The organism is Methanoregula sp., assembly GCF_052325125.1.
Lineage (GTDB): Archaea > Halobacteriota > Methanomicrobia > Methanomicrobiales > Methanospirillaceae > Methanoregula.
Genome location: NZ_JBKQWO010000051.1, coordinates 103,573 through 113,866, shown reverse-complemented (window position 1 = coordinate 113,866; position 10,294 = coordinate 103,573). Strand labels below are relative to the sequence as shown.

General features: G+C 43.5%; 8 protein-coding genes. 5 read left to right on the top strand and 3 right to left on the bottom strand.

What is annotated here, in order from left to right; all coding sequences use genetic code 11:
* Positions 1–333: 333 nt before the first annotated feature.
* On the top strand, positions 334–3,900 hold the full coding sequence (locus tag ACLQMU_RS11785; RefSeq protein ID WP_422149249.1) for a hypothetical protein: 3,567 nt from the start codon (positions 334–336) through the stop codon (positions 3,898–3,900).
* On the top strand, positions 3,897–4,190 hold the full coding sequence (locus tag ACLQMU_RS11780; RefSeq protein ID WP_443673716.1) for an acylphosphatase: 294 nt from the start codon (positions 3,897–3,899) through the stop codon (positions 4,188–4,190). The genes ACLQMU_RS11785 and ACLQMU_RS11780 overlap by 4 nt, the downstream gene beginning before the upstream one ends.
* Here the strand turns inward: ACLQMU_RS11780 and cas1 are convergent.
* Positions 4,174–5,106 carry a CRISPR-associated endonuclease Cas1 gene (gene cas1, locus ACLQMU_RS11775; RefSeq protein WP_443673715.1) on the bottom strand — a complete coding sequence of 311 codons (933 nt, stop codon included), beginning with the start codon at positions 5,104–5,106 and terminating at the stop codon, positions 4,174–4,176. The two genes, ACLQMU_RS11780 and cas1, sit on opposite strands and share 17 nt — an antisense overlap.
* 219 nt (positions 5,107–5,325) lie before the next feature.
* On the opposite strand from cas1, the gene ACLQMU_RS11770 reads away from it, so the two are divergent.
* The 3 genes from ACLQMU_RS11770 to ACLQMU_RS11760 are packed head-to-tail and all read left to right on the top strand — an operon-like array spanning position 5,326 to position 8,352.
* The gene (locus tag ACLQMU_RS11770) at positions 5,326–6,615 is read left to right on the top strand and encodes a phenylacetate--CoA ligase family protein (protein WP_443673718.1); all 1,290 of its coding nucleotides are present in this window, start codon (positions 5,326–5,328) and stop codon (positions 6,613–6,615) included.
* Positions 6,615–7,916 (top strand): phenylacetate--CoA ligase family protein, encoded by a 1,302-nt coding sequence (locus ACLQMU_RS11765; protein ID WP_424040778.1) that lies wholly within the window; start codon positions 6,615–6,617, stop codon positions 7,914–7,916. The genes ACLQMU_RS11770 and ACLQMU_RS11765 overlap by 1 nt, the downstream gene beginning before the upstream one ends.
* Before the next feature lies 1 nt (position 7,917).
* Positions 7,918–8,352, top strand: a complete 435-nt coding sequence (locus tag ACLQMU_RS11760) for an ACT domain-containing protein (RefSeq protein ID WP_424040776.1) — start codon at positions 7,918–7,920, stop codon at positions 8,350–8,352.
* Between the two features lie 9 nt (positions 8,353–8,361).
* Here the strand turns inward: ACLQMU_RS11760 and ACLQMU_RS11755 are convergent, their stop codons facing one another.
* Positions 8,362–9,648, bottom strand: a complete 1,287-nt coding sequence (locus ACLQMU_RS11755) for a bifunctional hexulose-6-phosphate synthase/ribonuclease regulator (protein WP_424040774.1) — start codon at positions 9,646–9,648, stop codon at positions 8,362–8,364.
* A 107-nt stretch (positions 9,649–9,755) separates the two neighbouring features.
* Entirely contained in the window at positions 9,756–10,268 is a 513-nt protein-coding gene (locus ACLQMU_RS11750; protein ID WP_424040772.1) for a nitroreductase family protein, read from the bottom strand.
* Between the last annotated feature and the right edge of the window lie 26 nt (positions 10,269–10,294).

The window sequence follows — 10,294 nt, the reverse complement described above, 5'->3', positions numbered from 1 at the left end:
GCTCGCTAATCTTTTAGTTGTCTCCTTGCTTTTTGGACTCACAATCGAATGTAAGGAGACAATGTACCTTAGATCTTTCGGTCATTGGTACCGTCTGTTTTGGATAGGATTTCTACAGAGCAAAAATCTGGAAAAATATTCAGATTTTAACCGAATGCTAAGAAATCCAAAAAACCATTTAAAACTGCAGATTTCATGAAATATTCTTTATAAATTTAAAATAAGCGAAAATTTGACAAATTTTTAAAACAAAAATTATATCTACTAATTGAGTTAAATTGAATTTGTTCAATCGTATCTGCTTTACGTACAGTATAACAATCTGGTATAATAATGATTTTATCTTCATTAATTAACAAGAGAATACAAGAGGCGCTTGCCACTGATAACTGTGAAGTGCTTAATACAATTGTTGCCGAGGTATCCCATTTTAAAGGAAAACATGAACGTGCACTGATGCAACGTACCCTGAATTCAGTTATTGTGGATTGTGCCATTCGAAAAAATAAACCGGAACTATTATTAGCAATTCATAATATCCCCCAAGAGGGTGCTGAAGATTTCTGCTCTTTGATTTTAAAACAGTATATAACAACAAGAGAGAAAAAATGGTTCGACGGACTTCTCAATCTCCCGGAAAAATTGGGGAAAAAAAGCTTCCAATCGAAGATAATCTCCTTTATTGCACGGAAGCTAATCTCGACGGGTATCTCAGAATCAAATCCAACATATATCGAACAGGGATTAGCAGTATTGGATAAGATTCCCATCAGAAAATATCGATCGGATTCTATTACCGAATGTATCCCCAGACTTATCAGATGGACGGTTATAGGTAATAATAATACTATTTTGCACCATGCCCAAGATCGTATAGGTGAGATTAATGATATATCAAAACGGGCGGTCCTGCACGCCGAAATAGCGCAGGCACTTGCCACCATTGCTCGCCATAAAAAAGATATGGGCTTTTTTCTGGAAAGTATAAGGCTTGCAGCAACGATTCACCAAAAACTCCGCAGGAGAGAATGCCTAACCAATATTATCAAGATAGGAGTGAAATCAACATTTGGAAAGAATGTGCTGGAGATCCATATATTTATACTCAATTTTGAATCTCTACCGGATGAGATACGGGGAGATCTGATTAGTGTTCTTACTGAACAATTTCTTGATTATACAAAAAACAAAGATCAAATTAATGATAATTTAAAGTTTCTCTGCAGGAAATTACCGTTTACAAGCAATCTTATCATACAGAATCTTCTAAAAAAAGCAGAGCGATCCGGGGACTTCTGGTACCTTTTAAATGCAATAAATTTTCTCCAGTACTTGTCATCAAAAAAGAACTATCCGGTCAGGGAGATCGTTCATGCAGGGATCGTCATTGCCCAGCATTCACATTCCACTCATTCTCTTATAAAACTGATACCATTTATTGAAAACGCATGTGACAATAAAGATTCCATGGGGTTCTATCTCCAATTTTTACAAATCATGCTATTACAAGACGATTTTGAAAATGCTACAAAAATTTTTGGAAAAATAACACAATCAGAAGAAATTTTACCGCAATACACCAATTGCCTAGCAAAATTAATAGAAGAGGGCATATTTCATGATCAGCAATCATTCCAATTTAGGGAGATTCTCTCAAAAGCCGACCGCATCGTTTCTTCTGATGCCATGAGTCAGGGAATTCGCCAAATAAGTCATGCTGTACCGTTTGCGGATATTATAAAACATTATGCTTCATTAAAGCAGCTTCTGACACTGTATTCCGATTGCGACACCCTCACCCTTGATTGTATCACAACCTTGACAACCAGGGGATTTCTTGATGCATGGGATTCTTCGATTCTGGTGGATCTTGCAAAATCAATTCAGAATCTAGCCATCAGGGAACAGGCAATATCAACAGTGGTCATGAAACTTGCAGAAATTGGCGTTAGGACCGGGAACCGTGATTTTCTTCAACACGCGGTAGGAATAACCTGCCTGATAGAGGGACAAACAACTCGATCTGCAACGCTAAGCAGCATCATTGACGATGCTGTACTTCTTGCTACATCGCAAGGGGATCTTGATCTTCTTTTACGAATGCGAGTATGGGGCAGTTCACTATCGGATCCCAGACTCGTGGCCTATGCAATGACAAATATCATAGAGGGGGTGATAAAATATGCAACTGACAAACAAGTTCCGGAACCCCTTGATGAAGCATACATGATTGCACAGGGTATTGAAGATCCCTCATTAAGGATGCAGTTATGCGAGCGCATTGCGGAGTCTTTTGTCAGGATTGGGTGCGACCTCATTCAAGATACCGCCTCACAGAAGAACCGGTGGAATGAAAATGTTCCTTTGAAATCTTTCGAAAAGGGCTTACAAGTGTTAAAATCAGAGATTAAAAAAACCCGGATTTCTCTGAAAATTGCCGGGATGATAGATATTATGCTCTTCTCCTCAAAAAAAAGTGCCAGCATTGATTATATTCTCCCCTTAGTATTGTATTCTATCGAGATAGAAGATTCCTTGGAACGCAATGCCATGATGTCACGGATCGTTGCAAACCTCAATGAAAATATCATTCATCCGGACTCAGCGGATCCATATGAAGTACTGGCATATATCCTCCAGAAACACTATCAGGCGCAGTCAGCGCCGGAAATTATTGATCTGGTACATCACCTTCTTGATATGACACGTGATCCGTTTGTACGACTCAAAAGATTATGCGTGCTTGCAGATTCAGCGATTTGGATAAATGAGGGGGAACATTCCCATAGAATACTAGATGAGGTTTTTTCGGCGGTTCCAAAACTTCCCGAAGAGTACCAGAAGGTACTAGTCATGGCAGACTTAGCAATCGGATATCGCCGTATCGATCCGGAAAAAGCAAAACTCTGTCTTGATGAGGGGCTCAAGAAACTACAAAGCATAGAGTCCGACAAAAATATTGTTGCATGCCGCCAGCTTATATTTGCCATTGTCAGTATGAAAAACATCCTGCCGGATGAAAAGCGAATAAATCTTGTATTAGAGGTTATTGCAAAAATATCCGATCCCATAGAGTATGTTAAAGCTCTTATTTCCGCATATCCCATCGTCAGCGAAGACAAAGAAAAAAGCAAAAACACCATACGTCACATTTCAGAAGCAATTGAACAAATTGATTCTCCTTACGATCAGGTGCTACTCATTTTAGGGGTGGTACCGCTGGCATTACAGAACAGTGATGATGATATGCCCCTTCTCCTGTTAAATAAAGCAGAAAAGTTGTCAAAACTTATAAATATTCAGCACATTGCCGATTCTATTCGTGATGAAATCGCAAGGTTCCTATTTAATCTCTCCCGAACACGGGATAAATCACAGTATCTAAAAAAATCAGCCGAAATTCTCACTTTAATCGAAGATGATGACTTGCGTCAATATCGTCTTTCTCAGATAGGGTATAATGATGCTCCAGAAAAAATTACACTATATACAAAAATCACGGTATTCTCAAGGAGGATTATGGATGAAGGCCCCCAGCCGGGTCAGATTGCAACGCTTGAACGGATGGTACGATCCATTACCGATCGAGGAAAAATGGCACTTTTATTCTGCAGGCTTTCCATTCTTTTCCGGAACAAGGGGGATCCGAAATCTGCAAAACGAATGTTAAACGATGCAATAAAAGAATCAGGGATTATTCGACCTCTTTCAAAAAGGGCATATGTGCGGTGCGATATGGCAATGAAGATGTATATTGCAGGATACGAGAGTATTGCGCAAGATATTCTCGATGATGCGATAGACGCAGCAACAAATATCCGACAATCCCTCCTTCGGGATGTTGTCTTTAATGAACTGGGATTGGTAATCAGAATAATGCAAGGGGAGATGCAAGAGTGAAAACCCTTGAGATCGTTATCACAGGAAGAGTACAGAAAGTTGGATTTCGTGCTTGTGCAAGAAAGATCGCAATGGATTTAAAAGTGACCGGGACAATTATAAATCTTTCTGATGGAAAAGTGCAGATTTTTGCAACTGCTGATCCGATAATACTTGAAAAATTCATTTCGATGCTCTATGGTTGTCCCCGGGCGATTATAAGGGGTATAAAAACCAAGGATATAATGATACGGACCTATGATGAGTTCTCTGTAATTAAAAATGATGGACGAATTAGTACATCACTTTAAAATCTTCAATTTTTTGAATTGTTTTTAAAAAATTATTTGTTTGACCATCGATTTTTTGATTATCGATCGACTTTCTGAAAGCGGAGATTAAATGTTTTACTAATGCATCTGAAAGCATGCATCGTGAGGGAGTCAGCTCAAAGTCACTGCATTTGAGAGAGTTTTGAGCCAGGCTGCACACAATGGGATCAATCATTTCTGCCTTAAACGGTCCGATAAGATCCTGTACAAGTGCACCAGACCCTTCGTGCAAGAAACCGAGATCAGGGTTTAGCCGTGCACCGATTACGGATACGCTGCAATTTCCATAAAGCATCGCATAGCCGAAAGAGAGCATGGCATTAATCGGATCGCACTGTGGACGCACGGTGCGCCTCCTGAAATTAAAACATTCCGGAATCACACGTGAAAGTATTTCATAATACATATCAGTGGTCAGATTTGATAACCGGCGGACTTCATCCAGTTTTACCAGATACTCAAGTTCATTGAGGGCTTTGTGCAGAATCTGCAGTTCCCCTTCATAGAGAAGATCCGATTCCCGGTGATCCTGAAGTCGTTCAATCGCTATGAGACGAGACCGGAGGGAGGCCTGTGCAATTAAAGTGGCGTACCGATGACGGGGCAAATCCTGCTGGAGATTATGGATTTTTTTATCGTCACAATTTCCAAAGGGTCGGATGATCCCAACGGGATTACCGTCAGGTTCAAAGAATGAGATATATGAACCATTTTTCAGCAGATGAAAAATCGTTGTCGAGTTCAAAGTATGCCCTCCAACAACGAGAAGATTCTGTACTTCATCAAGAGGGTATTCCTCAATACTTCCTTTATTGAGAATAATCAAATTTTTTTGTGTGGACTTGATATGGGCACCGAAGCCATATACTGCCAACCACGGAATCGTTCGTGACATAAAAGCCCACATGAAAACGCTTGATTAATCTAGTTAGTGCCATTTTCACCTTGATTAAAGCATCGTTTTCAGTTATAGATCGAACTGTTTTCTAAAAATACATTGTACATTCGGTACCTAAAAACGGATTTTTAAAAATTCTCAACAGAAACGATGAGATATAAACGATAAAAGATGTCATTCATACAATGTCATGCAATAGCATAACAGATGATGCAGATGTTCTGGGACAAAAAAATGGAAACACTGAAACCTGCTGATCTTCAAGTTCTTCAGCTGAAACGTCTGAAAAAAACTCTCCGATCGGTACAAAGTGTCGAATTTTACCGGAAACAGTTTGTCAATGCCGGAATAGCGACATCCGATATTAAAACCCTCGAGGATCTTCAAAAAGTTCCCTTTACGAGAAAACAGGATCTCCGTGATGGCTATCCTTTCGGGTTTTTTGCAGTTCCGATGAGAAAAATTGTACGAATACACACAACATCGGGGACCACCGGAAAACCGACCGTTGTAGGCTATACCCGTCAGGACTTGGATACATGGGCTCGTCTTATTGCCCGTAATATGACAATGATTGGGATCGGAAAAGATGATGTTTTCCAGAATATGGTCAATTACGGAATGTTTACCGGGGGGTTGGGATTCCATTATGGCGCAGAAATGATCGGTATGACGGTGATTCCGAGTGCGACAGGAAATACGCGACGCCAGATCGAAATGATCCGCGACTTCAAAGTCACTGCTATCCACTGTACACCAAGTTATGCAATGCACCTTTCAGAAGTCGCCGAAGAGATGGGTGAAACCCTCGACAGTCTGAAGACGGGCATTTTTGGTGCTGAACCCTGGTCAGATACCATGAGAAATACTCTTGAAAAACGCCTTGGGCTCACGGCTTACGATTCTTACGGTTTGAGTGAGCTTTTCGGTCCTGGTGTCGCATTCGAATGTCCAGAACGCGATGGGCTCCACATCTGGCACGATAGTTACCTTGTCGAAATTATTAATCCGAAAACCGGAGAACGACTTTCCGATGGTGAACGGGGGGAACTGGTCGTAACACCACTTGTTAAGGAAGCTATGCCACTCCTACGTTACCGGACAGGTGATGTCACTTACCTCATGGAAGATGGATGCATCTGTGGCAGATATAAAAAAATTGCACGGATTACCGGAAGGAGCGACGATATGCTGATTATCCGTGGTATTAATGTATTCCCTTCCCAGATAGAACATGTGCTCCTCAGGATTCCGGAAGTAGGCAATCAGTTTATAGTGTATATTGACAGAATCAATCATCTGGATGAGATGACCGTGGAAGTTGAAGTTAACAGGAGCCATTTCAGCGGTGAGCTTGCAGATCTCGCAAGAATCCAGAAAAAAGTTGTGAAAGAACTGCATGACACCCTTGAGTTGCGGACAACAGTAAAACTTGTCGAACCAGGTTCGCTGCCCAGATTCGAAGGGAAAGCCAAACGAGTTATCGATCGACGGGGGGGCATCTGATGCAGTTCTGGGATCCGAGGATTGAAGAGCTGCCAAAAGCGGATCTCCGGAAGATGCAGTATAAATTATTAAAAAGCCTCATATGTCGTCTCTATAGTTTCTCACCTTTTTATCACAACCGGATGAAAGAACAAAAAGTCCATCCGGATGATATCAGGGAGTTATCAGATGTCCAAAAACTCCCGTTTATGTACAAACAGGATCTTCGGGATAATTACCCCAACACGATCTTTACAGCTACTCAGGAAGAACTCGTCCGGTATCATGTCTCCTCCGGGACAACAGGAAAACCTACGGTAGTTGGATACACCCAGAAGGATATCGACACGTGGAGTAATTCGCTTGCCCGAGGACTCACCGCAATCGGGTTGGGAAGGGGGGATGTCATTCAGGTCAGTTACGGGTATGGCTTATTTACCGGTGGCCTTGGCATGCACTACGGTGCAGAGCGTATTGGTGCAACCGTTCTCCCGACAAGTGTCGGGAATACCGAACGCCAGATTGAATTGATGCAGGATCTTGAGGTAACAGCCATTGCCTGTACCCCATCGTACCTGCTCCATATCGGTGAGGTTGCGGAAAAGATGGGTGTTGACATCAAAAAAGATACGCGGCTCAAAGCGGGAATCCTCGGAGCAGAACCTTGGACCGAGGGAATGCGCACGAGAATGGAAAACTGGCTGGGGATAAAGGCGTTCGATATCTATGGAACGAGCGAACTTTCAGGCCCGATGTTTACCGAATGCGGGGAACAAAACGGGTTCCATATCTGGTCAGATATTGCTCTAGTGGAGGTAATTGATACAAAGACCGGAGAACAACTCGAACCCGGTGAGAAAGGAGAACTTACCCTCACTATGCTCCAGAAAGAAGCACTCCCGATGATCCGTTACCGCATTGGAGATATCTCATCGATCGAGGAAGATATCTGCCCATGTGGCAGGACTCACCCCCGAGTTACGCGGATTCAGGGAAGGGTCGATGATATGTTGATCATCAGGGGCATCAATGTCTTCCCATCACAGGTCGAGTATACCCTGATGTCAATTCCCCAAGTTGGCCAACATTTTCAGATTGTCGTCGAAAGAACCGGAGCGCTGGATGACATGCTCGTAAGGGTCGAGTTGACCAAGGAATCATTCAGTGACAAGATTACAGACCTGATGCAGATCCGAAAGAACGTAGAACACCGGCTCAGAAATGCATTGAATGTTGCCGTAGACGTCGAGATTGTGGAGCCGGGATCATTACCACGATTTGAAGGTAAATCCAAGAAAGTTATTGATAAGAGGTCGTTATAACATGGATACAAAAAAGTATGTCATTAAACAGATCTCGATTTTCTCAGAAAACCGACCGGGCAGGCTGGCCTCGGTTGCACATGCACTAGGTGAAGAGAATATCAATATCCTTGCATTCAGCATTGCCGAAGCAAACGGGTTTGGTGTTATCCGGGCACTGGTGGATTACCCGGAAAAAGCATATGAAAAATTGTCATCTCTTGGTTTCAACGTTGCCTTCACCGATGTGATCGCTGTGCAGATGAAAGACCATCCTGGAGGACTTTTTGAGATTGCAAAGGTTCTGGGGGATGCAAATATCAATATCGAATATTCCTATGCATATTCGGGGAAAAAAGGCGCTGTACTTATTCTGCGGGTTGATCATGTAGATATCGCAATAGAGAAAATTCTGTCATCGGGTGCGACACTGCTGGAACACTCAGTCTTTCATTAGGATCCTTTCTCACTTTTTTTCCCATTTGATCAATTCCGAGACTGCGGATAGGGTACTGCCCCGGCGGATCTCTTCGCGGATTCTGGCTTCGGTCTTTTTGACTTCGAGCGCCCTGCGGGCAATTTCATAAGCCCGTTCGCGGGGAATTACCACAACACCACTCTCATCGCCAACAATCCAGTCTCCCGGATGAATGTACTGCCCGCAACACTGGATTTCTGCGTTGATCTCACCAAAGCCTTTAGGCTCCCCGGCATTAGGCACAATGGCCCGCGCAAAGAGGGGAAACTTCATCGCGCGGATATCATCAATATCACGCACCGCCCCATCGATTACGACACCGGCGATACCTTTTTTCAGGCAGCTTAATGTTGCAAGTTCTCCCCAAGGTGCAACATTGACACAGGCATCGTTATTGATTACAAGAACAGTGCCGCACTCCGCAATCTCAATTGCTTCCACCGGTTTCGCCCAGTCACCGGCAATCGTATGGACCGTTACAGCCTTTCCCGCCATTTTTACATCGCCACAGAGAGACACCAGTCCTGGAAGTGCACCCTTCCTGTGCATCGCATCGCTGATATTAGGAGTGGATACCTGCATCAGAAGAGATTGTATCTCTTCATCCAATCCTTTTTTTTCGGGTGCCTTCAATGAGGAGGAATCCATTGAATGACGGATTAGTTCTGTTGATCCGGTTATATCTGCTGAACGAACTATCCATCCCCCGATTATCACAATATCCGCCCCATGATGCACAGCGTCACAGGCAGTCGCAGCATTGAGACCACCTGCAACAGCGACAGGAATATGAATTTCTCCCTGAAGCGTTTTGAGGAGTTCAAGAGAGTCTTTACCAATCATCTGCTGATCGATCCCCACATGAGCGGCAATGATATCGACACCGATAGCTTCAAGTGCGCGGGCACGGGAAACGGGATCAGGAACATTGATCAGATCCGCCATCAGTTTAGTCCCGTATAACCGGCTGGACCGCACAGCTTCTGCAATAACCGCATCATCCGCATCAGCAAGAATGCAGATGATATTGGCCCCGGCTTTTGCTGCCATCTCGACTTCCATGGAGCCGGTATCTGCGATCTTCATGTCTGCCACGAGAACAGTATTCGGGAACTGTTCACGTAATGCACGGATAGCCTGCATCCCCTCGCTTTTGATCAACGGAGTGCCGGCTTCAATCCAGTCCGCTCCTCCGGAGATCGCCTCTTTAGCGATTTGCACAGCCCGTTTAAGCTCAAGAAGATCAAGTGCAACCTGCAGGATCGCCTTTTTCATAACTAGAGATGGGATGCGGGGGATGCTTAAGGATTGCGAGACGAAGAATACCTATGCGATCTTCAGAGAGAATAAATAAAAAACGAGGGGAGAGTAATATGATATCGTTAAAGTTGGCCTTGATCGCATGTATTGAAAAATACCATTTTTTTTACATCTTTCTTTGAGGCAAGAGAGATGTCCTGAGGCAACCCTGCAGGAACCAACGCGACAAGAGTGTATTTCTCAGATACATTCAGGAGTTTTCGAACTGCCTCCGCGTACTCTTTTTTCTCCCCGGCCACCCAGCAGGAGCCCACACCATAAGCCTGCAGCCCGAGGATCAGATTCTCGGTTGCAGCGCAGCAGTCTTCCAGATAATATTTCGCATTGCGCTCTCCAAAAACAGCAAAACAGACAGGTGCGTCCTTAATGAATTTTCCGTGATCGGTAAAATCTGCAATTTTATCGAGCAGTTCTTTTGACCGTATAACGCCAATGAGCCAGGGTTGGAGGTTCATAGCAGTTGGTGCATGAACCGCACACTTGATTGCATCGTGGATGACGGTTTCATCAACCGGATCTGATTTAAATTTTCGCACGCTGTGCCGGCCTTTGATTACCGCGGTTACAACATTCATACAACGGTTATGGAGAAATGGCGGAT

Bases quoted from the DNA above. Each gene is read 5' to 3' on its own strand.
- ACLQMU_RS11760 (WP_424040776.1), top strand. From the start codon at position 7,918: ATGGATACAAAAAAGTATGTCATTAAACAGATCTCGATTTTCTCAGAA.
- ACLQMU_RS11750 (WP_424040772.1), bottom strand. From the start codon at position 10,268: ATGAATGTTGTAACCGCGGTAATCAAAGGCCGGCACAGCGTGCGAAAA.
- ACLQMU_RS11770 (WP_443673718.1), top strand. From the start codon at position 5,326: ATGTTCTGGGACAAAAAAATGGAAACACTGAAACCTGCTGATCTTCAA.
- ACLQMU_RS11755 (WP_424040774.1), bottom strand. From the start codon at position 9,648: ATGAAAAAGGCGATCCTGCAGGTTGCACTTGATCTTCTTGAGCTTAAA.
- cas1 (WP_443673715.1), bottom strand. From the start codon at position 5,106: ATGTCACGAACGATTCCGTGGTTGGCAGTATATGGCTTCGGTGCCCAT.
- ACLQMU_RS11765 (WP_424040778.1), top strand. From the start codon at position 6,615: ATGCAGTTCTGGGATCCGAGGATTGAAGAGCTGCCAAAAGCGGATCTC.
- ACLQMU_RS11785 (WP_422149249.1), top strand. From the start codon at position 334: ATGATTTTATCTTCATTAATTAACAAGAGAATACAAGAGGCGCTTGCC.